Source organism: Bifidobacterium sp. UBA6881, from assembly GCA_002451435.1.
Lineage (GTDB): Bacteria > Actinomycetota > Actinomycetes > Actinomycetales > Bifidobacteriaceae > Bifidobacterium.
Map to the genome: position 1 here is coordinate 4,042 of DKCF01000102.1, position 1,703 is coordinate 5,744.

The window sequence follows — 1,703 nt, forward strand, 5'->3', positions numbered from 1 at the left end:
GCCGTAGGCGCAGCATCAAAGCCCCAACCGGCGTCCTTACCGGCGGTCCTAGTGGAGAGGCTCCCCCTGCGTGATTTCCCGCGAGGCGGCTAGACTGAAACCATTATGGCAGCATTTAGTTCTTTGACAGACAAGCTCTCGAATGCCTTCAAGCATCTGAAGAGCAAAGGCAAGCTTTCCGACGCCGACATCGACGGCACGATACGCGAGATCCGCCGTGCGTTGCTGGACGCCGATGTGGCTCTTGACGTGGTGCGCTCCTTCACCGGCCGCATCCGCGAACGCGCGCTCGGCACCGAGGTGTCGCAGGCGCTGAATCCGGCCCAGCAGGTCGTGAAGATCGTCAACGAGGAGCTCACCAGCGTGCTCGGCGCGGGTGTGGACCGTCCGCTGAACTTCGCGAAGAACCCTCCGACGATCATCATGCTCGCCGGTCTTCAGGGTGCCGGTAAGACCACCTTGGCCGGCAAGCTGGGATATTGGCTGAAGGATTCCGGCCACACGCCGCTGCTCGTCGCGGCCGATCTGCAGCGTCCGAACGCGGTGACGCAGCTCCAGGTGGTCGGCGAACGCGCCGGCGTACCGGTGTACGCGCCGGAGAAGGGCGTGCAGTCCGACGGCGGCGAGGCCGTGGCCTCCCCCGGCCAGACCAGCGGCGATCCGGTGAAGGTGGCGCGTGACGCCGTCGAGCTCGCCAAGCAGAAGCTGTACGACACGGTGATCATCGATACCGCCGGTCGTCTGGGCGTCGACGAGGAGCTGATGAAGCAGGCCCGCGACATCCGCGACGCGGTGCAGCCGGATGAGATCCTGTTCGTCATCGATGCGATGATCGGTCAGGATGCCGTGCAGACGGCGAAGGCGTTCGACGAGGGCGTGGATTTCACCGGCGTCGTGCTTTCGAAGCTCGATGGCGACGCGCGTGGTGGTGCCGCGCTTTCCGTGGCCTCCGTCACCGGCAAGCCGATCCTGTTCGCCTCCACCGGCGAAGGATTGAAGGATTTCGAGGTCTTCCATCCGGATCGCATGGCTTCCCGCATCCTCGACATGGGCGATATCCTCACTCTAATTGAGCAGGCGCAGAAGCAGTTCGATGAGGAAGAGGCCCGCAAGGCCGCCGTGAAGATCTCCGACGGCTCCTTCGGATTGGACGACTTCCTCGACCAGCTGCAGCAGGTGCGCAAGCTCGGCCCGATGAAGAACCTGCTCGGCATGATTCCGGGCATGGCCGCGCATCGCAAGGAGCTGGAGCAATTCGACGAGAAGGAGATCGACCGCACCGAGGCCATCATTCGCTCGATGACCCCCGCCGAGCGTCGGGACCCGTCGATCATCGATGGCTCCCGTCGCGCCCGCATCGCCTATGGTTCCGGCGTCACCGTCTCGCAGGTCAACGCGCTGCTGAAGCGCTTCGAACAGGCCGCGAAGATGATGCGCCGCATGAGCAACAAGGCCGGCATGGGCGGCATGCCCGGTTTCGGCGGTCCGGCCATGGGCGGCGGCAAGAACAAGAAGGGCAAAAAGAACAAGAAGAAGGGCGGAAAATCCGGCAATCCGATGAAGCGCGAGGCCGAAGAGAAGGCGTTGCGCGACAAGCTCGCCGGCAAATCCAAGTCCTCCGGCGGCTCCGCATTCGCCAAGAAACCGCAGAACCCCGCACTGCCCGCAGGCTTGCAGGACATGATGAACGACGGCGAACTGCC

General features: G+C 64.1%; 1 protein-coding gene. It reads left to right on the top strand.

Annotated elements, in window-relative coordinates; translation table 11 throughout:
- Window positions 1-105: 105 nt before the first annotated feature.
- A partial coding sequence (ffh, locus tag B3C64_RS07715) for a signal recognition particle protein (RefSeq protein WP_291534891.1) occupies window positions 106-1,703 on the top strand: 1,598 nt, incomplete at its 3' end.